The 21,025-nt window shown below is 75.3% G+C and carries 21 protein-coding genes; 10 read left to right on the forward strand and 11 right to left on the reverse strand.

Annotated features, from left to right (window positions below; translation table 11 throughout):
- The first annotated feature begins 237 nt into the window (after positions 1–237).
- Positions 238–4,893: a cation-translocating P-type ATPase gene (locus ACH4B3_RS29385; RefSeq protein ID WP_398467894.1), complete on the forward strand. Its 4,656-nt coding sequence runs from the start codon at positions 238–240 to the stop codon at positions 4,891–4,893.
- A gap of 201 nt (positions 4,894–5,094) precedes the next feature.
- On the opposite strand, the gene ACH4B3_RS29390 is transcribed toward ACH4B3_RS29385, so the two are convergent.
- Positions 5,095–6,327: a cytochrome P450 gene (locus tag ACH4B3_RS29390; protein WP_398467896.1), complete on the reverse strand. Its 1,233-nt coding sequence runs from the start codon at positions 6,325–6,327 to the stop codon at positions 5,095–5,097.
- A gap of 298 nt (positions 6,328–6,625) precedes the next feature.
- On the opposite strand from ACH4B3_RS29390, the gene ACH4B3_RS29395 reads away from it, so the two are divergent.
- Positions 6,626–7,174, forward strand: coding sequence for a GNAT family N-acetyltransferase (locus tag ACH4B3_RS29395; protein WP_398467898.1), 549 nt, complete (start codon positions 6,626–6,628; stop codon positions 7,172–7,174).
- Between the two features lie 48 nt (positions 7,175–7,222).
- Here ACH4B3_RS29395 and ACH4B3_RS29400 read toward each other — a convergent pair whose 3' ends face one another.
- A complete protein-coding gene (locus ACH4B3_RS29400; RefSeq protein WP_398467900.1) occupies positions 7,223–8,341 on the reverse strand; it encodes a hypothetical protein in 1,119 nt (372 codons plus the stop codon).
- Positions 8,342–8,403: 62 nt separating this feature from the next.
- Positions 8,404–9,279: an NAD(P)-dependent oxidoreductase gene (locus ACH4B3_RS29405; RefSeq protein ID WP_398467902.1), complete on the reverse strand. Its 876-nt coding sequence runs from the start codon at positions 9,277–9,279 to the stop codon at positions 8,404–8,406.
- A gap of 123 nt (positions 9,280–9,402) precedes the next feature.
- Here ACH4B3_RS29405 and ACH4B3_RS29410 point away from each other — a divergent pair, with 123 nt between their 5' ends.
- Positions 9,403–9,780 (forward strand): winged helix-turn-helix transcriptional regulator, encoded by a 378-nt coding sequence (locus ACH4B3_RS29410; RefSeq protein WP_398467903.1) that lies wholly within the window; start codon positions 9,403–9,405, stop codon positions 9,778–9,780.
- A gap of 187 nt (positions 9,781–9,967) precedes the next feature.
- Here ACH4B3_RS29410 and ACH4B3_RS29415 read toward each other — a convergent pair whose 3' ends face one another.
- Positions 9,968–10,540, reverse strand: coding sequence for a hypothetical protein (locus tag ACH4B3_RS29415; RefSeq protein WP_398467905.1), 573 nt, complete (start codon positions 10,538–10,540; stop codon positions 9,968–9,970).
- Between the two features lie 160 nt (positions 10,541–10,700).
- Here ACH4B3_RS29415 and ACH4B3_RS29420 point away from each other — a divergent pair, with 160 nt between their 5' ends.
- Positions 10,701–11,237: a cysteine hydrolase family protein gene (locus ACH4B3_RS29420; protein ID WP_398467907.1), complete on the forward strand. Its 537-nt coding sequence runs from the start codon at positions 10,701–10,703 to the stop codon at positions 11,235–11,237.
- A 134-nt stretch (positions 11,238–11,371) separates the two neighbouring features.
- Entirely contained in the window at positions 11,372–11,602 is a 231-nt protein-coding gene (locus tag ACH4B3_RS29425; protein WP_398468050.1) for a hypothetical protein, read from the forward strand.
- Positions 11,603–11,791: 189 nt separating this feature from the next.
- Here ACH4B3_RS29425 and ACH4B3_RS29430 read toward each other — a convergent pair whose 3' ends face one another.
- Positions 11,792–12,040 carry a class I SAM-dependent methyltransferase gene (locus tag ACH4B3_RS29430; RefSeq protein ID WP_398467909.1) on the reverse strand — a complete coding sequence of 83 codons (249 nt, stop codon included), beginning with the start codon at positions 12,038–12,040 and terminating at the stop codon, positions 11,792–11,794.
- 168 nt (positions 12,041–12,208) lie between these two features.
- Here ACH4B3_RS29430 and ACH4B3_RS29435 point away from each other — a divergent pair, with 168 nt between their 5' ends.
- Complete coding sequence (locus ACH4B3_RS29435) at positions 12,209–12,433, forward strand: helix-turn-helix domain-containing protein (RefSeq protein ID WP_398467911.1); 225 nt, start codon at positions 12,209–12,211, stop codon at positions 12,431–12,433.
- The gene (locus ACH4B3_RS29440; RefSeq protein ID WP_398467913.1) at positions 12,430–12,936 is read left to right on the forward strand and encodes a Clp protease N-terminal domain-containing protein; all 507 of its coding nucleotides are present in this window, start codon (positions 12,430–12,432) and stop codon (positions 12,934–12,936) included. Before ACH4B3_RS29435 ends, ACH4B3_RS29440 begins: the two co-directional genes overlap by 4 nt.
- Positions 12,937–13,243: 307 nt before the next feature.
- Here the strand turns inward: ACH4B3_RS29440 and ACH4B3_RS29445 are convergent, their stop codons facing one another.
- Positions 13,244–13,828 (reverse strand): TetR/AcrR family transcriptional regulator, encoded by a 585-nt coding sequence (locus ACH4B3_RS29445; protein WP_398467915.1) that lies wholly within the window; start codon positions 13,826–13,828, stop codon positions 13,244–13,246.
- Positions 13,829–13,901: 73 nt separating this feature from the next.
- On the opposite strand from ACH4B3_RS29445, the gene ACH4B3_RS29450 reads away from it, so the two are divergent.
- The gene (locus ACH4B3_RS29450) at positions 13,902–14,732 is read left to right on the forward strand and encodes a class I SAM-dependent methyltransferase (RefSeq protein WP_398467917.1); all 831 of its coding nucleotides are present in this window, start codon (positions 13,902–13,904) and stop codon (positions 14,730–14,732) included.
- 75 nt (positions 14,733–14,807) lie between these two features.
- Here ACH4B3_RS29450 and ACH4B3_RS29455 read toward each other — a convergent pair whose 3' ends face one another.
- The 4 genes from ACH4B3_RS29455 to ACH4B3_RS29470 all read right to left on the reverse strand — a co-directional run bounded on the left by ACH4B3_RS29455 (position 14,808) and on the right by ACH4B3_RS29470 (position 18,361).
- Positions 14,808–15,695: an SDR family oxidoreductase gene (locus ACH4B3_RS29455; protein ID WP_398467919.1), complete on the reverse strand. Its 888-nt coding sequence runs from the start codon at positions 15,693–15,695 to the stop codon at positions 14,808–14,810.
- Positions 15,696–15,919: 224 nt separating this feature from the next.
- Entirely contained in the window at positions 15,920–16,258 is a 339-nt protein-coding gene (locus tag ACH4B3_RS29460; RefSeq protein ID WP_398467921.1) for an STAS domain-containing protein, read from the reverse strand.
- Position 16,259: 1 nt separating this feature from the next.
- On the reverse strand, positions 16,260–17,561 hold the full coding sequence (locus ACH4B3_RS29465; protein ID WP_398467923.1) for a PP2C family protein-serine/threonine phosphatase: 1,302 nt from the start codon (positions 17,559–17,561) through the stop codon (positions 16,260–16,262).
- A complete protein-coding gene (locus ACH4B3_RS29470; protein WP_398467925.1) occupies positions 17,558–18,361 on the reverse strand; it encodes an alpha/beta fold hydrolase in 804 nt (267 codons plus the stop codon). Before ACH4B3_RS29470 ends, ACH4B3_RS29465 begins: the two co-directional genes overlap by 4 nt.
- Before the next feature lie 275 nt (positions 18,362–18,636).
- On the opposite strand from ACH4B3_RS29470, the gene ACH4B3_RS29475 reads away from it, so the two are divergent.
- Positions 18,637–19,212: a DUF6328 family protein gene (locus tag ACH4B3_RS29475; protein WP_398467927.1), complete on the forward strand. Its 576-nt coding sequence runs from the start codon at positions 18,637–18,639 to the stop codon at positions 19,210–19,212.
- 128 nt (positions 19,213–19,340) lie between these two features.
- The gene (locus tag ACH4B3_RS29480) at positions 19,341–20,189 is read left to right on the forward strand and encodes an RNA polymerase sigma factor SigF (protein ID WP_398467929.1); all 849 of its coding nucleotides are present in this window, start codon (positions 19,341–19,343) and stop codon (positions 20,187–20,189) included.
- A 118-nt stretch (positions 20,190–20,307) separates the two neighbouring features.
- On the opposite strand, the gene ACH4B3_RS29485 is transcribed toward ACH4B3_RS29480, so the two are convergent.
- A complete protein-coding gene (locus ACH4B3_RS29485) occupies positions 20,308–20,760 on the reverse strand; it encodes a YbhB/YbcL family Raf kinase inhibitor-like protein (RefSeq protein WP_398467931.1) in 453 nt (150 codons plus the stop codon).
- Between the last annotated feature and the right edge of the window lie 265 nt (positions 20,761–21,025).

The raw sequence follows: 21,025 nt of genomic DNA on the forward strand, positions 1-21,025 counted from the left end.
GGGGGCGCCCCCCCCCCCCCCCCCCCCCCCCCCCCCCCCCCCCGCGCGGGCCGCCCCCCCCCCCCCCCCCCACCACCGGGTGAGTTCCGCCGGTCCGGCCGCCCGCAGCCGGCCCCGGCGCCACCGCACGGCCGCTCGCCGGTCGCGCATCGGCAGGTGGGGCCCGGGGTAGACGGCCGTCCTGCCGCCCGCCCCGGCGGCGGGAGTCCGCATGATTCGTCTGCCGAAGGTTGGAGCATGGTGCTGCGCTTGCTGACACGCCTGTCCGGGACCGGAACCGGTTCGCCGGCGGCCCCGCCCGGCCGGTCGGCGGGGTGGGTGGCCCCGTCGGTCGGCGTCGCGGGCCGGCTGGTGGTGGAGGCCGCCCAGGCCGGGCTGCGTACCACGGCCGGGGTGTCGGCCGCCGCGGCACGGACCGGACGGGTGGCGCGCAACGCGGCGACGCCGGGCACCTGGCGGACCGGTTCCCGGGTGCACGTGCCGCTGCGGCCCGCGGCGGACGGCTCGGCCGGCGGCCGGACCGGGCTGGAGGCCGCGGCGCGGCGGGTGGCCAGGACGCTCCGGGACAACCCGGAGGTGGTGAGCGCCTACTGGGACGGCGGGCTGGCCCGGCTGGTGCTGCGGGTCACCGAGGAGGCGGTCACCGACGAGGTGACCCGCCGGGTGACGCAACTGGCCGCCCGCCACGGGCTGGAGCGCCCGGACGAGCAGGTGCTGGAGCGGGCCCACCCGGGCGGCACCGGTGGCGTACGGGCCCAGGCGCTGGCGCTGGCCTGCGACGCCGCGGGCATCGCCACCGCGCTGACCGCGCGGACGGCGGGCCTGCGGAGTTCCCCCCGGCCGGTGACCGCCGCGGTGACCCTGCTGCGGGAGGACTCCCGGATCCGGGCGGCGCTGCGGCGCCGGCTGGGCGCATCCGGGACGGAGGTCCTGCTGGCCGCCGCCAACGCCGCCGCCCACGGCTTCGGCCAGTCGCCCACCGCCCTGGTGCTGGACGCCGCGCTGCGCGCCGGACAGCTGACGGAGGCGCTGGCCCGCGGCGCGGCGTTCGACGCGGCCCACGACCGGCTCTGCGCGCCGGACCGGGTCTCGGTGTCGGGGGAGCGGATCTCGCGCCCGGGGATCGCCCGCACCGCGGGACAGGAGTACGCCGACCAGGCGGTGACCGGGAGCGCGGTGGGTGCCGCCGCCACCCTGCTGTTCACCCGCAGCACCGATGAGGCGGCCGAGGCGGTGCTCGCCGGGTCGCCGAAGGCCGCGCGGTACGGCCCGGCCGCCTTCACCGCGGCCCTGGGCACGGTGCTGGCCCGGCACGGCGTGCTGGTCCGCGACCTCGAGCGGCTGCGGCAACTGGAGCGGGTGGACGCCCTGGTGCTGCACGCCGACGCGCTGCGCGGCAGCAGACGGGCCGTTCTGGAGGTCCACCCGAACGTGCCGGCCTGGGACCACGACCGGCTGTGGCACGCCGCCCGGGCGGCGCTGCGCGCGCCCGCGGCACCGGCCGGGCCGGACGTCGGCCGGGACTCCGCCCCCGATCCGGCGGCGGAGCCGGAACTGCGGCTGCGCCCGGTGCCCGACGAGCGCGGCACCGGCGGGCGTCCCGGCCCCGTGGGCCTGATGATCGCCGCGCACCGGGGCGAGGACGTCGGCACCGTCCTGGTCGGCTGGGAACCCGATCCACTGGCCGACGCGCTGCTGGACGCCGCACGCGCGGCCGGACTCCACGTGGTGCTGCCGGACGACCCCTCACTGGGCGACTTCACCGCGGTGGCGGACGAGGTCGTCCCCGCCGACCGGGCGCTCGCGGACGTGGTCCGGGACCTGCGCGGGCAGGGGCGGGTGGTGCTGACGGTGGCCCGGGTCCCGGTGGCGGAACCGCCGGACCGGGGACTGGACGAGGACGGGCGCGCGCTGCTGGCCGGGCTGCGGGCCGGCGATGTGGCCCTCGCCGTGACCGACGCCCGCAGCGCGGTGGTCTGGGGCGCCGACGCACTGGTGCTGGACGGCCTGGAGGGCGTGTGGCGGCTGCTGACCGCGGTCCCGGTGGCCCGGGACGTCGGCCGGCAGGCCCGGACCTTCGCCCAGGCGGGCACGGCGCTGGGCGGACTGATGGTGATGACCGGCAGCACGCGGCCGCGGCGCGGCCCGTTCTCCTTCGGCCCCCGGCTCAGCCCGGTCAACGCGGCCGCGGCGGCGGCACTGGTGTCCGGATGGCGGGCGGCCCGGCGGGTCGCCGCCGCCCCCGCGCCCACGCCCCGGCCCCGGGTGTCCTGGCACGCGCTGCGGCCCGGGGAGGCCCGCGCCCGCCTGGCCGGCACGGCCCGCCGGGACCCCGGCGGGTGGTCCGCCGTGCGCGGCACCGCGCACGCCTGGGCCGGACACCTGCTGCGGCTGCCGGTGCTCGCGCCGGCCCGGCTGTCGGGCCGGCTGGTCTCCGCGGTCCGGGCCGAACTGGACGACCCGCTCACCCCGCTGCTGGCCGTCGGGGCGGCCGCCTCCGCGGTACTGGGGGCGCCGGTGGACGCTCTGCTGGTGGCCGGCGCCATGGGGGTCAACGCCTTCGTCGGCGGCGTCCAGCGGCTGCGCGCGGAACACGCGCTGACCTCGCTCGCGGCCGGCCAGCGGCGCAAGGCGCGCCGGGTCGGCGAGGACGGCGACGGCAGCCCGGTCACGGTGGAGGCGGCCCGGCTGGCACCCGGCGAGACCATCGAGCTGCGCACCGGCGACGTGGTGCCCGCCGACGCGCGGCTGACGGAGGTGGAGGGGCTGGAGGTGGACGAATCGGCCCTGACCGGCGAGTCGTTGCCGGTCACCAAACAGACCGACGCCACCCCGCGGGCGGCGGTGGCCGAGCGGCTGTGCATGGTGTTCGAGGGCACGACCGTGGTCGCCGGCCGGGCCAGGGCGGTGGTGGTCGGCACCGGGGAGCAGACCGAGGCGGGCCGGGCCGCGCACCTGGCCTCGCACAGCCGGCCCGCCGGTGGCGTGCAGGCGCGCCTGCACGAACTCACCCGCAAGGTGCTGCCGTTGACCCTGACCGGCGGCGCCGCGGTCACCGTACTGGCCCTGCTGCGCGGCCGGCCGGTACGCGAGGCGGTCGGCGGCGGGGTGGCCGTCGCGGTCGCGGCGGTACCGGAGGGACTGCCGCTGGTGGCGACCGTGGCGCAGATGGCGGCGGCCCGGCGCCTCAGCCGGCGGGGCGTGCTGGTCCGCACCCCCCGTGCCCTGGAGGCACTGGGCCGTATGGACACCATCTGCTTCGACAAGACCGGCACCCTCACCGAGAACCGGCTGCACGTCTCCCGGACGGTCACCGCGGACGGGGCCGCGGAGCCCGCGGACACCGACGGCTCGCGGCGGCTGCTGCGCTGGGCGGTGCTGGCCTGTCCGCCGCCTGGTGACGACACCGCCCCGGCGCACGCCACCGACGCCGCCGTGCTGCGGGCGGCGCCCGGGGAGGACCCGGAGTGGCACCGGATCGACGCGCTGCCGTTCGAGGCCAGCCGCGCCTACGCCGGCGCGGTCGGCCGGGACGCCGACGACACCGCCTGGCTGGTCGTCAAAGGAGCGCCGGAGGTGGTGCTGCCCGGCTGCGGCAAGGCCGACGACGACTCCGGGGAAGTGCCCGAGGAGGTGCGGGCCCTGGCGGACGAGGGGCTGCGGATCCTCGCCGTCGCCCGGCGGCGACTGGCGCCCGACGAGGCCGGGGACGCTCTGGAACAGCCGCTCCGCGCCATGGAGCTGCTCGGATTCGTGGCACTGGCCGACACTCCGCGCGCCGGTTCCGCGCCTCTGGTGGCGGATCTGCTCCGGGCCGGGGTGCGGCCCGTCATGCTCACCGGCGACCACCCGCACACCGCCCGGGCCATCGCGGTCACCCTGGGCTGGCCGGAGGACGTCACCGCGGTCACCGGGGAGGAACTCGCCGCCCTGGACCGGGCGGGCCGCGCCCGGCTGCTGGCCGACTGCGGCGTCATCGCCCGGGTGGCCCCGGAGCAGAAGCTCCAGGTCGTCGAGGCGCTGAAGGAGGCCGGGCGCGTGGTGGCGATGGTGGGCGACGGCGCCAACGACGCGGCGGCCATCCGCGCCGCCGACGTCGGGATCGGGATCGCCGCCCGCGGCTCGGCGGCCGCCCGCAACGCCGCCGACCTGGTGCTGACCGACGACGAACTGACCCCGCTGGTGGCCGCGGTGGAGGAGGGCCGGGCGCTGTGGCGCAGTGTGGCCGACGCGATCGGCATCCTGATCGGCGGCAACGCCGGCGAAGTGGGCTTCACCGTGCTCGGCACGCTGCTGTCCGGTGCCTCGCCGCTGTCCACCCGGCAGATGCTGCTGGTCAACCTGCTCACCGACATGTTCCCGGCCATGGCGGTGGCGGTCACGCCCCAGGACGACCCGGAGCCCGGGGCGCCGGACCGGCCGGCCGCCCTCCGGCAGGGGATCGACGCGCTCGGCGAACCGCTGACCCGGAAGATCCGCCGGCGCGGCGTCACCACCTCGCTCGGCGCCGGCACCGCCTGGCTGTTCGGCACGCTCACCCCCGGCACCCGGCGCCGGACCAGCACCATGGCGCTGTGCGGGCTGGTCGGTGCCCAGCTCGTCCAGACCCTGGCCGGGCGGCGGCGCAGTCCCCTGGTGCTCACCACCGCGGTGGGTTCCGCGGTGGCCCTGGTCGCCCTGGTGCAGACCCCCGGGGTCAGCCACTTCTTCGGCTGCGCCCCACTGGGCCCGGTGGCCTGGGCGGGGGTCACCGCAGCGGTCGCCGTGGCGGCCCTCGGCCCGGCGTTCACCGGCCCGGTGGAGCGCCTGCTGCCGCGACTGGGGGACACCGTGCCGGACCCCGTCCGCGAGCTGTGGACGCGGCTGGCCGGCCTGGCGGACGACGACCGGTAGCCCGTGGAGCGCTGGGCTACCGGTCCACGGCCCACCGGCCCCCGTGGAGCGGCCGTGCCGCCGCTCCACGGCTACCCCGGGCGGCCGGCCCGCCGGGTCCGGACCCGCCCGGAGAGAGCCGCCGGGGACGCGGTGCCGGGGACGGTCCCCGCGCCTCCCCGGCGGCAGGCCGAGCCGGCCCGGCCGAGCGGCCGGTGCGCCTCAGCCGGGGGCGCCGGCACCACCCCGCAGGCGCACCGGCAGGGCCCGGTGGCCGTTGGTGATGAACGACTCCTGGGGCCGCAGCTCCCCGGCCGGGACGGCCAGCGCCATGTCGGGGAAGGCGTCGAAGAGCGCGGGCAGGGCGATCTCCGCCTCCAGCCGGGCCAGGCTGGCCCCCGGGCAGAAGTGCGCGCCGTAACCGAACGCGAGGTGCTCCTTGCTGGTGCGGGTCGCGTCGAAGTCGTCGCAGGTCTCACCGTGCACGGCCGGGTCGCGGCCGGCCGCGCCGAAGCCGAGCAGGATCGCCTCTCCCTTGCGGATGACCAGGTCATCGGTGAGCGGGATGTCCTCGACGGCGTACCGCAGCGGCATGTGCATCAGCGGGCCCTCACCGCGCAGCGTCTCCTCGATCACGTCGGTCCAGCCGACCCGGCCCTCCCGGAGCAGCCGCAGCTGCCCGGGCTCGGTCAGCAGCGCGTGGATCGCCTTGGCTATCAGGTTCACCGTGGTCTCGCTGCCGGCGCCCAGCATGAGGATCAGGTTGGACAGCAACTCCTGCTCGCTGAGCCGGCCTTCGTCGTGCGCCGCGATCAGGTCACTGGTCATGTCCTCCCCGGGGTTCTTCCGTTTGAGGTCGATGATGGCGCCGATCGACGCCCGCAGCTCGGTGTACGAGGCCAGGGCCTCCTGCGGGGACGCGGCGGTGTGGTGCATGGTGTCGACGACGCGGCGGGTCTCCGCCCGGACGTCCTCCGGGACGCCGAACAACCCGAAGATCACTTCGGTGGGGATCGCGTGGGCGAACTCCTGACGCAGGTCGACGACGTCTCCCGGCTGTGTCCGCCGCAGCTTCTCGATGAGCTGCGCGACGGTGCGCACCACCCTCGGCCGCAGCGCCTCCGTACGCTGCGGAGCGAAGGACGGTGCGAGCAGGGCGCGTTGGCGGCGGTGGTCCGCACCGTAGGCGAACAGCGCGCTGTTGCCGCGGATCCACACGTTCATCGGCGAATCGAGGGGGACGGTGTCCAGGTCCGGCCAGTGCCGGCGCGGGTCTCTGGAGACCCGGCTGTCCCGGGCCAGCTTCTTGATCCAGTGGTAGCTGGTCACCGACCATGCCGGAACGCGTCCGGGCAGCAGCACGAGGGTGGCCGGGCCGTTGGCGCGTAGCCGCGCGGCCTCGGCATGGAGATCGGAGCCTTTGGGGTCGAGTACCGGACATGTTCTGTGTTCCAACGCGTACTCCATGCTGGTTGCGGGTGGAGGTGCGCGCCGCGGTGGCCCGCGGCGGAGCGGGGGAAGTCCGTCGTGGTCACGGCGAGGCGGCGGCGGGTGCCGGGGGACGGACCCGCACGGTGCCGCTCACGCGGCGCCGGGAGCGGCCGCGGAAGGGGGACCCCGTGCACAGGAAGGACATCGCCACCATGATCGTGGTGACATGCCCCCCGTGTGGCCGGTTCGCATATGTCGGACGTTCACCGCCGCGGCACTTTATCGGCTCGCCCGGCGTCCGTACGACCGTTAGGTTGGCATGATGTCCGAACTGCGTACCGAGCGCCTTCTGCTCCGCGAGTGGCGGAGATCCGACCTTTCCCCCTGGGCGGCGATGAACGCCGACCCGGAGGTCCGGGAGCACTTCCCCGGAGTGCTCACCCGGGAGCAGAGCGAGGCGTCCGTGGCCCGTTTCCAGGCCGACCTCGAACGGCGCGGCTGGGGATGGTGGGCGGTGGAGGTCCGGGACACCGGCGAGTTCATCGGATTCACCGGACTCGATCCGGTGGACGAGGGCATGCCGTTCACCGGGGTGGAGACCGGCTGGCGGCTGGCCCGGTCGGCCTGGGGACACGGATACGCGTCGGAGGCGGCTCGCGCCGCGGTGGACTTCGGCTTCGACGGCCTCGGCCTGGCGGAGATCCTGGCGGTGACGACGGCGACCAACCTCCGCTCGCAGGCGGTGATGCGCCGTATCGGCATGACCCGCGACCCGGCCGACGACTTCGACGACCCGGACGTGCCCGACGGGCCGCTGCGCCCGAGCGTGCTGTACCGGCTCCGGGCCGGTGACAGGACCGGCCGCCGGTAGCGGCGCGCCGCCGGACGTCCACACGGCGCCGCCCCCGCCGCACGCCGCCTACCGGCCCGCCTCGGGCGGCGCGGCCGGTGGAGGAGGTGCGGCCGGCCGGGGAGGGGCCGCCGGTGCCGGCGGGCCGCCGCCCGGGAAGGTGCCGTACCCACCCGGGGCCGCGCCCGGCAGATGACCGGGAGACGGGCCGGCCGGCACCGGAGCCGGTGGCGGCACCGCGGCGATCCCGCGCCGCGCCAGAACGGCGATCACCAGCAGGCCGGTCAGCACCTCGGCGAACGAGGTGAGGACGGTGAGCCGGTCACGGGTCGTCAGTTCGCCGAACCGCTCCAGCACCCCGAGTTCGTCGTAGCGGGACACGTCAGCCACGCCGTTCACGATCACCAGGAGGGCCACCGCCATGCCCAGCGGCCGCGCGAAACCCGTGCGGATCCAGGCGGCGACGGCGGCCGTCAGCGCCAGCCCCGCGGTCGCCCACCCGACCCAGGCGGAGGGTGGCGCGAGCAGAGTGGGCAGGGTGTGTTCGCCGGTGAACAACCGCTGGTAGAGCTGGTCGTCCAGCTCCCGCATCCAGTACAGCTCCCAGCCCGCCGACAGGGCCGCCAGGGCCCCGAGGGAGAGCGCCGCGGCAGTCGCCGCGCCGGGCGCCGGCACGGACGGCGGCCGGTCGGCGGGCAGCAGCGGGCGCGGGTGGGGCCCGCCGGAGCCGTGCCCGGGGTCCACCGGCCGGCGGCCCGCCGCGACGACGATCAACAGGGCCGCGGCCAGCAGCACTTCGCCCCAGACGGTGACGAGCGCCCAGGTCCTCAGCTCCTCCGGCGCGCCCGGCGTCCAGTCCGCGCCGACGCTCCACAGACCGGGCAGCCGCAGGGCGATGACGATGGCCCCGACGGCCGCCAGGTATCCCGAGGCGGCGGAGGAGCGCCACACGACCGGGTTCTGCGCCATGACCAGGATCAGCAGGGTGAGTTCGGTGAGCGAGGACCCGAGGACCGCGCCCTCGGGAGCCGGCTGCGCCACACCGATCCAGTTCCACCACACGATGCCGACGCTCTCGGCGTCGGTCCTCGCGAGATCCCGCCAGATCCAGGCCATCGCGGCGAGCCCTACGACGGCGCACACCAGCGACCCGAACACCCTTGCGCCGCGCGTGAGTATCAGCCCCATGCCGTCACTCAACCCCGGCGGGTGACCGGCCGCAAGCGTTCGCGTCGACTCCGCTGTCGCGCTCAGCCCGGTTGCTTGATGCTCTCGATGATCCGGGCGAATCCCTCCTCTCCGTGGCCCGCGTCGATCTGGCGCTGGATGAGCCGCTGGACCATCTCGACCACCTCGGTGCTGATGCCCTGGTCGGAGCTGGCGGCCAGGAGGTCGCCGAGGTTGGAGAACTCGAGGCTCTGCTGCCCTTCGACGGTGTAGTCCCCGCCGTCGATGACCTCGGCGAACCCATGGAAACCGCCGGTCATGGCGGTCAGCCACGGTGCGGCCATCGCCGCGAACCGGCCCGCCGTCACGCCTGCCGGCGCGACCATGGCGGCGCCGTGCACGAACCCGGCGAACATGACGTACATGCTCGCGAGCAGGGCGAGGTCGTACAGGGAGGCCAGCCCGGCGTCCTCACCGAAGTAGGTACTGGTTCCCCAGGTGTCGAGCAGCGGCTGGTACTGGTGGAAGACCTCGGCCGACCCGCTGTAGAGGATCGACGACTCGGGCCGGCCGATCATGTGCGGTACGGCCATGATGCCGCCGTCCAGATACGCGATCCCGGCACCGGCGGCCCAGGCGGCCGACTCCCTGGACTGGGCCGGTGTCGTCGTGGTCACGTTGATCAGGGTTCGTCCGGCCAGCTCGTCGGCGAGCGGGTCGAGCACCTCCTGGACCGAGGCGTGGTCCAGCAGGCATGCGATCACCACTCGGCCGGCCCGTACCGCGTCGCGGGCCGTGGCGGCCGCCTCCGCGCCCTGCGCGACGAGGTGTTCCGCCTTTTCCGGTGAGCGGTTCCAGACGGTTGTCGGGTATCCGGCCTTCAGCAGGGCGCCCGCGAGCGCGCTGCCCATCGCGCCCAGCCCGAGAACGCTCACCTGGACCCTGTTGTCGGTTGTCATTTTTTCGGGGTTCCCCTCGTGTTCGTCGTTCGACTCGATCCTCTCCGCCACCGGTAGGGTTGGCCAGTACGGACTAATTAGTCAGGTACTAACCTGTGGGTAAGTACGTCTTGGAGAGGGTCGATGGCGACATCAGCACGACGTGGTCCCTACTTCTGCGGCATCGACGCGGCGATGGACGTGGTCGCCGGCAAGTGGAAGTCGCTGATCCTCTGGGAGCTGCACCACTACGGGACCCGCCGGTTCGCCGAGCTCCGACGCGGTCTGCCGGGCGTCAGCGAGAAGATGCTGGTTCAGCATCTGCGGGAGATGGAAGAAGACGGGCTCGTGCATCGTGAGGTGTACCGCCAGGTGCCACCGAAGGTCGAGTACTCCCTGACGGAGCACGGCGTCTCCCTCAACGCCGCCCTGGCCTCCCTGGGGCAGTGGGGCACCGAACGCATGCGGCGGATCGGGGCCGAGAAGGTCTCGGTCGACGGTGCCGCGACGCTTCGGCGATAGCAGCGCCGGGGGTCGTGGACCGGGAGCTGTGGCGGTAGTGCCGCGGAGGGTTCCGCCAGGGGTCCGGCCGGCGCCATGAGGGCAGGGCAGGCCCAGACCCGGTGATCAGGGAACGTCGCCACTCCACGACCGGCAGGTCCGGTGCCCGCCCCCGCTCCCGGCATGCTCCATGGCGCCGCCCCGGCCCTCAGTCCGCCACGTCGCCGATGCCGGCGCGCAGCGCGGCCATGCCGGCCAGCAGGTCGGCCAGGGCCACCTCGGTCTCGTTGAGGGCCTGCCGGACGCCGTCCGGGTCGCCGCTCCGGGCGTGCAGATGCGCGCCGAGCAGGTTGGCGGCCGCCACGACGGCGGCCGTGGCGGCCGACCGGCCGGATGGCCGGTCCCCGTCCTCCGCTCCGCCGTCCGCCCCGTCCTCCTGCTCGTCTTCGTCTTCGTCCGCGCCCTCGGCCAGTTGCAGGGCGGTGCGTTTGAGGCGGTCGGAGAGCACGACCAGTCCCAGCTCGCGGTTGCCCGGGCCCACCTTCTCCAGCCAGCCGACGATGACATCGCCGGTCTCCTCGGAGAAGCCCTCGCCGCTGCCGCCCAGCGCGGCGGTCTCCAGCTCGGCGGTGGCCAGCAGAGCGCCGAGCAGGCTGGGGCAGTCCTCCGGCAGGGGGCCGGCCGGGCGGAGATCGGGGTCGAGGACCGGCTCGACGCCGAGTGCCACCAGCGCCGAGTAGACCTGGGTGGCGCTGACCGGGTGCTCGCTGCTGATTCCCACCCCGTCAGCTTCGCCGAGGGGCGGCCGGGGAGAGCGGCAGCCACGCCGGACCGGTGCGCCATGCCGCCGGACGGGACGGGCCCCCGGCCGAGGGGCGCCCCGCGCGAGCGGTCCGGGCCGGGCCTATGGTGGAAGTCCCCGGGGGCGACGGGAGGAGCCCATGACCACATCCGCGCTCGTGGTCATCGACATGATCAACACCTATGAGCACGACGACGCGGAGCTGCTGGTCCGGTCCGTCCGGCGGGCGCTGCCGGTGATGACGTCGCTGATCGACCGGGCACGCGCGGAGGACGTGCACGTGATCTACGTCAACGACAACTTCGGGCGGTGGCGCTCCCACCACGACGAGATCCTCCGGACCGCGCTGCGCGGACCCCACGCCGAGCTGGTCGAACCCGTCCGGCCCGACGAGCGGTCGCTGTTCGTGGTCAAGGCGCGGCACTCGATCTTCTACCAGACCCCACTGGAGTACCTGCTCGCCCAGCTGGGCGTCGGCCGGATCGTCCTCTGCGGCCAGGTGACGGAGCAGTGCGTGCTCTACTCCGCCCTGGACGCGCACATCCGTCATCTGCGGGTCGCCGTCGCCCGGGACGCCGTCGCGCACATCCACTCCGACCTGGCCGACGCCGCGCTGCGCCTGATGCGCCGCAACATGGACGCCCAGGTGTGCGGGGCCGAGGAAATCCGCTTCTGAGCGTGCCGCCGGATCCCGCCGCCACCGACCTGCGGCGCGCGTTCCCGGCCGTGGCGAGCGGGAAGTATCGAGGACGTCGATGCGGGTACTCGCGCAGCCACGACGTGATCCGACGACATGGAGGTGTGACGAACATGGCCGAGCGCCGGGAAGACGCCGCTCCCGTCCCGAGGGACCGGCCGGACCAGCAGGCGTCGGACGAACCGGACCCGTGGGACCCGCCGCGGACCGGGGACGGGGATACGGACGATCTCCCTCCCGAGGAGGCCCCCGATGTCGACCAGGCGGGTGCCGGCCCGCGCGGTGCGCCGCGCTCCGGCAGCGTGCACCCGGAGCAGCCGGTCCCGGACGAGCCGTCCGGCTGACCGGAGCGGCCCGGTGCCCACCGGACCACCGGCACCCCGGCGCCCTGCCACCCGCGGCGTGGTCTCGCAGCGGGCGGCAGGGCGCCGGGGCGCTCCGGTCAGGCAGAACGGGCACCTCGCCGCACGTCCCGGGGCCGCGGCCGCCCGGCACCGCGTGACCGAGGCGCCCCGGCGCGGCGGTGCCCCGGGTCAGGTGGTGGCCGGCAGGTCCTCTCCCCGGGACGGGCGGAGGCCGTCGGCGCGGCCGGCGACGTAGCGCTCGGCGAGCGAGCCCCCGGACACATGCCGGACGCCCGGAAGCCGGCCCGGCGGGCCAGTGCCGGCATCTCGGACGGCGAAGCTGTCCAGGCCGGCGCCGAGGACGACGTACCGGGCGACGCCCCCGTCGGCCTGTTCGGTGATCAGGTCCTTCGGCGTTGAAGACGTACGGCCCGTCACCGTTGCGGAGCCGACCGGAAGCCAGATCGGTGAGACGGCGTGAGCGCCTCGAGAACCACCGACGGATGCGTAAACGATGCTTGACACAGTCGCTCGTGATGGCCGCCGCATCCCGTCCAACTGGCCTTTTTCATTGACGCTTGGCGGAGTGTCAATTATTTTTGACGCATGAGTGGACCGGTTGAAGTCCCCCCTCAGGACGACCCTGCCGCCGCGCTCGCCTCGGTGGTGGCGCTCCGGCGGCTCGCGGACCGCCTGGAACGGGCGGCCGTCGCCCGCGCCGTCGGGCAGGGGTGGAGCTGGGGGCAGATCGCCCAGGCGCTGGGCATCACCCGGCAGGCGGCACACCAGCGGCACGCCCGTGCCGTGGCACACGACAAGGAGAAGTCATGAGACTGTCCCGTCCCCTGCAGGACGTCGCCACGATGAACGCGCTGCTGAACACGGCCGAGGACCTGGCGCTGCGGGCGGGGGAGTCCCTGCCCGGCCCGGAGCACCTGCTGCTGTCCGCGCTCGCGCTGCCGGACGGCACCGCGCGGCGGGCGTTCGAGCGGCTGGGAGCCGACCCCGACGCCTTCGCCCCGGCGATCGCCCGGGCGCACGCGGACGCCCTGGCGGCGGTCGGGGTGCACGTCGCCGACGAGGCGTCACTCGACGCCGACGTGGCCCGCAACCGCTCGCCCAAGCGCGGGGTGATGCGCACGACCGCGCCGGCCCAGGAGGCGTTCCAGGCGGCCACCAAGCAGGCCAAGGCCGAGAAGTCCCGGCTGCTCGGGGCGCATGTCGTCGCGGCGGTCGCCGGTCAGGAGCAGGGCACGGCCGTACGGGCCCTGCGGGTCATGGGTGTCGAGCCGGCCGACCTGTCCGAGGCTGCCCGGGCCGAACTCGCGGCGTGACGGGACCGCGCACGGGGCCCGGCGTGCACGGCGACGGTCCCGGGGTCCGGTGGGGGCGTGGCGTCCCGGCGCGCCGCGCCGGGCGCGCCGCGCCGGGCGCGCCGCGCCGGGCGTGCCGCGCCGGGCGTGCCGTGCCGCCGCGGCCGGGGAAGCCCCGGTCGGCGGAGTGCGCGGCCGGCCCGCCGTCGGCGCCGGAGCGGCGGCCCGGGCGGTCCGCCCGGCGGCGGGAGCCGGTGCCGCGCGCGGGAGGGCGCCGTGTCCGGCGAACGGGCCTGCGCGCCCCCTCGCGGGGCCGCTCCGGTCCTCGTCACACCGCTGCCGTGAGCACCGTGGTCACGGCCTTCCGTACGGCTCCGGCCTCCGGTGGGACGCCTTTCCGGTCGGCGAACAGCATGTGCCCGGCCCCGATCAGCGCGGGCGCCAGGGCCTCGACGTCGGCACCGGCCGCGACCCGGCCCAGCGCGCGCTCGGCGGCGAGGTAGCCGGCGATCACGGCGGCGGCCTCCGTCAGCACCGGGATGCCGGTCGGCGTGGTGCCGCGGAGCCGGGCGCGCAACTCGTCCCGGGAGGTGACGAGTCCGACGATCGCCACGGCGACCGGCCCGAACAGGTCGGTCAGCGCGTCGGTGAGGTTGTCGGCGACGGTGCGGGTGCCGGCCGAGTCGCGCAGCGCGGCGGCCTGGCCGTCGAGCCGGGCGATGCGGTCCAGCACCAGTTCGGCGAGGAAGGCGTCGAAGTCGGTGAAGTGCCGGTGCAGCACCCCCTTGGCGCAGCCCGCCTCGGTGGTGACCGCCCGGCTGGTCAGGGCGCTCGGCCCGTCCCGCAGCAGGACGCGCTCGGCGGCGTCGAACAGCTGGGCGCGCGCGTCGCGGATGGCTACTCCCGTCGGCACCGCGAGTCCCTCCTTCGCTGGATGAGCCCGCTCCCGGTTGACGAGTGGGCACGTGCCCATCAATAGTGGGCGCATGCCCACTCTACCGCCGGAACGAGCGCATCGCTCACCCCGTGACTCCCGCGACCACCAGCAGTTGGCGGAGTCGTTCGGTACGGACGCCGAACGCTACGACCGGGCCCGGCCCCGCTATCCCGCGGCACTGGTGGACCGGATCGTCGCCGGCAGCCCGGGCCGCGGCGTCCTCGACGTCGGCTGTGGCACCGGAATCGCGGCCCGGCAGTTCCAGGCGGCCGGCTGCACGGTGCTCGGAGTGGACCCCGACGCGCGGATGGCCGACCTGTCACGGCGGTTCGGGACCGAGACCGAGGTGGCCGCGTTCGAAGCCTGGGAACCGGCGGGCCGCGGGTACGACGCCGTCGTGGCCGGCCAGGCCTGGCACTGGGTCGACCCGGTCGCCGGAGCGGCCAAGGCCGCCCGGGTGCTGCGCCCCGGTGGCCGGCTGGCGGCGTTCTGGAACGTCTTCCAGCTGCCGCCCGAGGTGGCGGAGGCATTCGCCGCGGGGTACCGGCGGGTTGCGCCGCACGGCCCGTTCGACCTCGGGGCCGGGGCGGAGCGGGCCATGGACGGATACCGGCCGCTGTTCACCAAGGCCGCCGCCGGAATCCGGGAGACGGGACTGTTCGGCGAGCCGGAGCAGTGGCGGTACGACTGGGCATGGCGCTACACCCGGGACGCGTGGCTGGACCAGATGCCCACCCTCGGCGCCCTCACCCGGCTGGCGCCGGACGAACGGGCCGAGGTGCTGGACGGCGTCGGGGCCGCGATCGACGCGCTGGGCGGCGGCTTCACGATGTCGTACGCGACGGTGGCGGTCACCGCGGCGCGGACCGGCGCCGGCTGAACCGGCGGACCGCCGCGCCCCGCTGAGCGGTCCGGCGCCCGGACCGCGCCCCCGGCGGCCCGGCCGGCAGCGGAGCTAACGCGGGCCGTCCCGGTCGCCGGTCAGCCGGGCGGCACGGCCGCCCGCCCCCAGCAGACCCGTGGCGCGGAGACCGCCCTCCGCCGCGAGGCGGGGCAGCTCCCGCGCCGCCACCCGGGCCACCACGGCGGGCAGTGCGGCCCGCACCACCTGAACGGCACGGAGCCAGGGCGGGATGTACACGGCGGTCGACCGCCGTTCGAGCTGCGTGACCAGCCGGGCGGCCACCGCGTCCACGGCCCGGACCCGCCGGGCCGGCCACGGCATGTGCCCGCGCAGCTCCCGCAGCACGGGCTGCTCGTCGCCGTCCCGGATCATGTCCGTGTCGGTCCAGTTCAGATAGCTGATCCCGACCCCCACCCCCTGGTGGGCGAACTCGGCGCGCAGCGCGTGCGCGAAGGACTCCACCCCGGCCTTCGAGGCGCAGTAGGCGCTCATCATGGGGGAGGCGCCGAACGACGCCAGCGAGCCGATCTGCAGGAAGTAGCCACGGGTGTCCAGCAGTGCCGGCAGGAACACCCGGGCCGTCGTGGCGCTGCCGACGAGGTTGACCTCCACCACCCGCCGCCACGTCGCGGGGCCGGTGGCCAGGAAGGGGCCGCCTTCGGCCACCCCGGCGTTGGCCACGACCACCGACGGCGCCCCCATCCCGTCCCGGACCGCACCGGCGACCCGGGCCATCGCCGCGTCGTCGGTGACGTCCACCTCCCAGCACCGCGCCCGGTCCCCCAGCTCCTCGGACAGCCGGGTGAGCCGTGCGCCCTCCAGGCCGAGCAGCGCCACCCGGGCGCCGCGCCGCGCCAGTTCCCGGGACACGGCGGCACCCACGCCGCGCGCGGCACCGGTGACGACGGCCAGCCGGCCGTTCAGGGGGCTGCTGTGCATCACCGGCGACTCCACCGCAGGAACCGTGCGCGCACCGGCCGGGCCGTGAGCGGTATCCCGCCGGCGCATGACGTCACCACCCTAGGCACATTCCGGCGCCCCGCTCCGCGTGGCGCCGCGGCCGCTGCCCACCGAACGGGTGAGCCGGGCACCGGACCGGCCCCACCGGCGGGGCGGCGGCCACCGGCCGGCGCGCCCGGCGCCCCCGTCACCGTTCCCGGAGGTCAGGGGGCGGTGGCGGTGTCCGCGTCGGGGTACAGGGGGAACACCTGGTCGAGACCGACGATGCCGAGGATCCGCCGGGTGTTCGCGGGGACGGCGGCCAGCGCGACCTCGGCCCCGGCCGCCAGGGCGCGATGGCGTGCGGCCAGCAGGGCGGTGATACCGCTGGAGTCGCAGAACTCCATCCGCTCCAGGTCCAGGACCAGGCGGCGGCCCGGCTCCAGGGGGACGGCGGCCGCCAGGGCGCGCAACTCGTCGGCGGTGGTGTGGTCGAGGTCGCCGACGACCTCCAGTACGGGACCGGTCGGGGCGTCTCGGGTGGTGATCTTCAGCGGGCTCATCTCAGCTGTTCGGTGCGGGGTCGGGGGCGGCGGTCGGGGCGTCGGCGGCGGGGACGCCGAGGGCGAGCAGGGCGGTGTCGTCGTCCAGCCCGTCACCGAAGCCGTCCAGCAGCCCGGTCAGGGCGTCGATGACGGCTTCCGGCGGCGCGCCGGTGTGCTGTGCGGCGAACGCGCGCAGGGCCTTGTCCCCGTACAGGGCGCGGTCCGGACCGGTGCGCGCCTCGGTGAGGCCGTCGGTGTACAGCAGCAGGGTGTCACCCGGGGCGAGGGTGGTGCCGGCGGTGGTGAAGTGCGGGTCGGGCAGGATGCCGACGAGCAGGCCACCGGGGGTCGGCAGGAACTCGCAGCCGCCCCCGGAGCGCAGGACCAGTGCCGGCGGGTGTCCGCCGGAGGCGAGCCGCACGGTGACGTGGCCGTCCTCGGGGCCGGGTTCCAGGGTGCCGAACACGGCGGTGCAGTAGCGCGGGTCGCCGCCGGTGTAGCGCTCGTGGAGCACGGTGTTCAACGTGGTCAGCGCGGCGACCGGGTCGGGGTCGTGGAGCGCGGCGGCGCGCAGGGTGTACCGGGTCAGGGACGTCAGGGCGGCGGCCCGGGGGCCCTTTCCGCTCACGTCGCCGAGGAAGAAGGCCCAGTGTTTGCCGTCCAGGGCGAACAGGTCGTAGAAGTCGCCGCCGAGCCGGTCCGGGGAGGCGGTGTGGTAGTACGAGGCCGCCGCCAGCCCGGGCACGGTGGGCAGCACGCTGGGCAGCAGGCTCTGCTGGAGCGCCGCGAGCGCCTCCTGCAGCCGTGCCCGGTCGGCTTCCGCCCGCTGCCGGGCCGCTTCGGCCTCCTGCCGGCGCCGCAGGAGTTCCTCCTCGTAGGCGCGGCGGTCACGGGCGTCGAAGACGGTGGTGCGGATCAGCAGCGGCTCGCCCTCGGTGCCGTACTTGAGCGACGAGGAGACCAGCACCGGGATCCGTGAGCCGTCGGTGTGCCGGAGGTCCATCGCGATGCCGCTGAGTCGGCCCTGCATGCGCAGCAGCGGCTGGAAGTGCGTCTCGTGGTACAGCCGGCCGCCCACCGTCAGCAGGTCGGTGAACCGCATCCGCCCCACCACCGCGTCCCGGTCGAGACCGAGCCAGTCCACGAGGGTGGCGTTGATCTTCGCGACGGTACCGTCCATCAGCGTGGAGAGGTACCCGCACGGGGCGGTCTCGTAGAGCTCCTCGGCGCTGTCCTCGAGCAGGGCCGCGAACGCGGCGTCCGCGGTGCTCCCGTCCCCCGTCCCGGGTGGCTCCGGCTCCTGCCGGGCCGGGCACATCATCGCAGCCCGTCGAGGAAGTCGGTGAGCGCGCGGTTGGTCGCCTCGGGCGCGGACAGGTGCGGGCAGTGGCCGGTCGCGTCGAGGGTGACCAGCGTCGAGCCGGGGATCCGCGCATGGACGAAGGCGCCGACCTCCCGCGGCGCGATCATGTCCTGTGTGCACTCCAGCACGAGGGTGGGCACCCGAACCGTCTCGAGATCGTCGCGGGAGTCGGACAGGAAGGTGGTGCGGGCGAAGACGCGGGCCATGTCCGGGTCGGTGGCGCAGAAGCTGTTGGTCAGTTCCTCGCCGAGCTCGGGCCGCTCCGGGTTCGCCATGATCGCCGGGGCCATCTCGGCCGACCATCCCAGGTAGTTCGACTCCAGCGCGGCCAGCAGCTCCTCGATGTCCGCGCGGCTGAACCCGCCGCGGTACCCCTCGTCGTCGAGGTAGCAGGGGGAGGGGGCGACCATCGCCAGGGCACCGATGCGCTCCGGGACCAGCCGGGCGGCCAGCACCCCGACCATGGCGCTCACCGAGTGCCCCACGAACACCGCGTCGCGCAGGTCGAGGGCCTCGCACACCTCCACCACGTCCTGGGCGTAACCGTCCAGGGAGGCGTAGCGCCGCTCGTCGAACGCCGCCGGGTCGGAGCGGCCGGACCCCACGTAGTCGAACAGCACCACCCGATGGGTCCCGGCGAGCGCGGGAACCGTCAGCCGCCACATGTTCTGGTCACAGCCGAAGCCGTGGGCGAGCAGCACCGGCCGCCCGTCCGGGGCACCGGTGACCGTGACGTTGTTCCTGCGCCGGATGTCCATGCCAACCATCCTCGCATCCCCGCCGGCCGCTCCGGCACGCCCCCCGGGGCGTGCGGCACTCCGCCCGGGCTCCGGTCCGGCCCCGCTCCGCGGCTCTCGCGGCAGCGGTGGGCCGCGGCCGTCCCGCCGGGTGCCGCCGACAGCCGTCCAGCGCGTGCCTGACGGTACGTCACCTCGCCGGACCCGGTGCCGGAAGCCACGGAGCGGGCGACGGGCCCCGGCATGGACCGCCCCCCACCGGGCAGTCGCGGGATCAACCATTCGGGAGGAGTGTCATGACCGTCACCCAGCACACGGACGGCCCGCGGACCGACGGCCACGGATGCGGCTGCACGGCGGAGGGTGCCCCGCCCGGCGCCGACGACCGGCCGGAGACGGCGCGCGAACGCGTCAACCGGAGATGGAACGAGATCCTGCAGGAGACGCGGGTCGCGCAGACCGGTGTGCAGATCCTCTTCGGGTTCCTGCTCAGTGTGGCCTTCACACCGGGCTTCCGGGACCTGGGGACGTTCGACCGCACCGTGTACGTGATGACGGTGGTCCTCGGGGCGTCGGCCACCGGCGCGCTGATAGCGCCGGTGTCCATCCACCGGTTCCTGTCCGGCCAGCGGATGAAGGACGACGTGGTGGCGGTGGCCGGCCGTCTGGTGATGTGCGGCATGGTGCTGCTCGCCGTCACCATCGGCTGCACGCTGCTGCTCATCCTGCACGTGGCGGTGGAGAGCCTGCTCGCCGAGTTGCTCGCCGGCACGGTGGTGCTCTGGTTCGCCCTGTGCTGGTACGTCCTGCCGCTGTGGCTCCGCAGCCGCTCCGGCCGCGCGGAACGCCGGACCGGGCCCGGCGACCGGTGAACGCCCGCCGCGGCCACCGGACCTGCCGAAGCGTCGGCGGATCGGCAGGCATGGCGGGTGTGCGTCTGGGTAGGCGGGACACACCGTTCGCGGAAGACCTGCGTGCGCTCACGGAATCGGGAGGGACCATGGCGTTGACAGTGGAAGCGAAGGCGGCCCCGGGTACCGCGGCGCTGCCGGAGATCGAGGAGCCGGCCAAGATCGCCCCGAGCGACGCCCGTGCACTGTCGAAGCTGTTCTTCAACCGGCTGGCGGCCCTGGAAGAGGGCACCGCCGAATACCAGTACGTTCGCAACACCCTGGTCGAGATGAACATGTCCCTGGTCCGCTACGCCGCCGGGCGCTTCCGGCACCGCGGCGCGGAGGAGATGGAGGACATCGTCCAGGTCGGCATGATCGGCCTGATCAAGGCGATCGACCGGTTCGAGCTGTCCCGCGAGGTGGAGTTCGCCACCTTCGCCGTGCCCTACATCGTGGGTGAGATCAAGCGGTTCTTCCGGGACACCAGCTGGTCGGTCCATGTGCCCCGCCGTCTTCAGGAGGCCCGGGTCGAGCTGGCGAAGGCGACCGAGGAGCTGTCCTCCCGCCTGGGCCGGTCGCCCACGGTGGCCGAGCTCGCCCAGCTGATGAACCTCGGTGAGGAAGAGGTGGTCGAGGCGCAGATCGCCGCCAACGGCTACAACAGCGCCTCCCTGGACGCGGCCATCAGCAGCGACGAGAAGGACCGGGACACCGCCCTGGCCGACTTCATCGGCGTCGAGGAACCGGCCATGGAGCTGATCGAGGACTTCGACGCGCTCGCGCCGCTCATCGCCGAACTGGAGGAACGCGACCGCCGCATCCTCCACCTGCGGTTCGTCGAGGAGCTGACCCAGGCGCAGATCGGTGAGCACATCGGGGTCTCGCAGATGCACGTCTCCCGGCTCCTCACCCGCATCCTCGCCCGGCTCCGCAGCGGCATGCTGGCCGACGCCTGAGAGCTTCGCGCCGGCCCGAGCCGCCCCGCACGGCGGCGCACGGCCGGGCGCGTCGGCGGCCCCGGCTCGTGGGACGTGGCCGCTATCAGCGCTGACCCGCCCGGTACCACCGGGCGGGTCAGCGCTGATAGCGGCCCATGAGCACCCCGGTGGCCGACCGGTGCCGATCCACCGCCGCGTGCACGTCCTGCGCCGTCGCCTCGTCGGGCAGGGCGACCGGCTCGACGAGCGCGTAGAGCCGGAAGAAGTACCGGTGGGGCCCGTCTCCGGCGGGCGGGTGGGGTCCTCCCCAGCCGATGTCCCCGTAGCCGTTGCGTCGCTGCTGCCCGCCGGGCGGTGTGCCGCCGGCGGGCACCCCGCCGCCGCCCGGGTCGATGCCGGTGACGAGCCAGTGGACGAACGTTCCCACCGGGGCGTCCGGGTCCTCGCACAGCAGGAGCAGCTCGGCGGCGTCGTCCGGAACGCCCGTCCAGGTCAGGTCGGGCGAGAGGTCCTCGCCCTCCTTCGCGTGACGGCGGGGGACGAAGGCGCCGTCGGTGAAAGCGGTGCTGGTGAGTTCGATGCCGGCCATGCCGAGCTACCTACCCCGGGGGTGCCCGGCCGTGCGGCGCGGACCGGCAGGTCCACGCGAGTGGCGGAGCGCCGGCGGGCGGGCACGCGGTCGGGCCCGGCAGCACGGCGGCCGCCGTCCGGCGAGGTGACGGGGCACCCGGGCGCCTGCTCCGGCGGGTGCCGCCGGGCGCGGCGCCGCGGTGGTGCGGGCGTTCGCCGGCCGTGCGGCACCAGCGCGGCACGGCCGCCGGGCCGCGCGCCGCCCCGGCCGGCCTCCGGCGCGC

The sequence above is a fragment of the Streptomyces sp. NPDC018031 genome (genome assembly GCF_044327625.1).
Classification (GTDB): domain Bacteria; phylum Actinomycetota; class Actinomycetes; order Streptomycetales; family Streptomycetaceae; genus Streptomyces.

Coding starts and splice junctions, on each gene's coding strand:
- ACH4B3_RS29435 (WP_398467911.1), top strand. CDS start 12,209: ATGAGTGGACCGGTTGAAGTCCCCCCTCAGGACGACCCTGCCGCCGCG.
- ACH4B3_RS29400 (WP_398467900.1), bottom strand. CDS start 8,341: ATGGGGCTGATACTCACGCGCGGCGCAAGGGTGTTCGGGTCGCTGGTG.
- ACH4B3_RS29460 (WP_398467921.1), bottom strand. CDS start 16,258: ATGAGCCCGCTGAAGATCACCACCCGAGACGCCCCGACCGGTCCCGTA.
- ACH4B3_RS29440 (WP_398467913.1), top strand. CDS start 12,430: ATGAGACTGTCCCGTCCCCTGCAGGACGTCGCCACGATGAACGCGCTG.
- ACH4B3_RS29395 (WP_398467898.1), top strand. CDS start 6,626: ATGTCCGAACTGCGTACCGAGCGCCTTCTGCTCCGCGAGTGGCGGAGA.
- ACH4B3_RS29485 (WP_398467931.1), bottom strand. CDS start 20,760: ATGGCCGGCATCGAACTCACCAGCACCGCTTTCACCGACGGCGCCTTC.
- ACH4B3_RS29450 (WP_398467917.1), top strand. CDS start 13,902: ATGCCCACTCTACCGCCGGAACGAGCGCATCGCTCACCCCGTGACTCC.
- ACH4B3_RS29420 (WP_398467907.1), top strand. CDS start 10,701: ATGACCACATCCGCGCTCGTGGTCATCGACATGATCAACACCTATGAG.
- ACH4B3_RS29385 (WP_398467894.1), top strand. CDS start 238: ATGGTGCTGCGCTTGCTGACACGCCTGTCCGGGACCGGAACCGGTTCG.
- ACH4B3_RS29455 (WP_398467919.1), bottom strand. CDS start 15,695: ATGCACAGCAGCCCCCTGAACGGCCGGCTGGCCGTCGTCACCGGTGCC.
- ACH4B3_RS29470 (WP_398467925.1), bottom strand. CDS start 18,361: ATGGACATCCGGCGCAGGAACAACGTCACGGTCACCGGTGCCCCGGAC.
- ACH4B3_RS29480 (WP_398467929.1), top strand. CDS start 19,341: ATGGCGTTGACAGTGGAAGCGAAGGCGGCCCCGGGTACCGCGGCGCTG.
- ACH4B3_RS29410 (WP_398467903.1), top strand. CDS start 9,403: ATGGCGACATCAGCACGACGTGGTCCCTACTTCTGCGGCATCGACGCG.
- ACH4B3_RS29475 (WP_398467927.1), top strand. CDS start 18,637: ATGACCGTCACCCAGCACACGGACGGCCCGCGGACCGACGGCCACGGA.
- ACH4B3_RS29425 (WP_398468050.1), top strand. CDS start 11,372: ATGGCCGAGCGCCGGGAAGACGCCGCTCCCGTCCCGAGGGACCGGCCG.
- ACH4B3_RS29405 (WP_398467902.1), bottom strand. CDS start 9,279: ATGACAACCGACAACAGGGTCCAGGTGAGCGTTCTCGGGCTGGGCGCG.
- ACH4B3_RS29465 (WP_398467923.1), bottom strand. CDS start 17,561: ATGATGTGCCCGGCCCGGCAGGAGCCGGAGCCACCCGGGACGGGGGAC.